Genomic DNA, 540 nt, shown 5'->3' with positions numbered 1-540 from the left:
ACCTGGTCTCCTGAGCAGATCATGGAGCGGCTGCGTCAGGAGGGACAAGCGATCGTGTGCTTTAAAACGATCTATCGCTGGCTGTATGCTGGCCATTTGATGAAAGGCGTTCTGGCCGTCCTCCGGCATAAAGGCAAGCGTCAAAAGCCTGTGGAGACGCGTGGTAAGTTTACCGTAGGAAAGGCGATCTCCCAGCGTCCTAAAGAGGTTCGATCTCGGGAAACATTCGGTCATTGGGAACTCGACACGGTCGTCTCTGGCCGTGGGAAAAGCAAGGGCTGTGTAGCTACGTTTGTGGAACGAAAAACCCGCCTGTACACGGCCATTCTAATGCCAGATCGCACGGCGTTGTCGATGGAGATTGCCTTTGGCGTGGCTGCCGCCCAGTACCCCTCGGGAGCGTTCCAAACCGCTACGGCTGACCGTGGCAAAGAGTTTGCCTGTTATGCGAGCTTGGAGGCCACCCATGGTGTGCAGGTTTATTTTGCTGATCCGTATTCCTCCTGGCAACGAGGTTCCAATGAAAACGCCAATGGCTTG

1 protein-coding gene is annotated in these 540 nt (G+C 55.2%); it reads left to right on the top strand.

Annotation, left to right across the window (positions count from 1 at the left end):
* Positions 1 to 540 (top strand): IS30 family transposase (locus tag PPOP_RS06620; protein ID WP_042227671.1); only part of this gene is annotated, 540 nt, incomplete at both ends.

This window comes from Paenibacillus popilliae ATCC 14706, assembly GCF_000315235.1.
GTDB classification, from domain to species: Bacteria; Bacillota; Bacilli; order Paenibacillales; family Paenibacillaceae; genus Paenibacillus_B; species Paenibacillus_B popilliae.
This window is presented reverse-complemented; position numbering and strand designations above follow the sequence as displayed.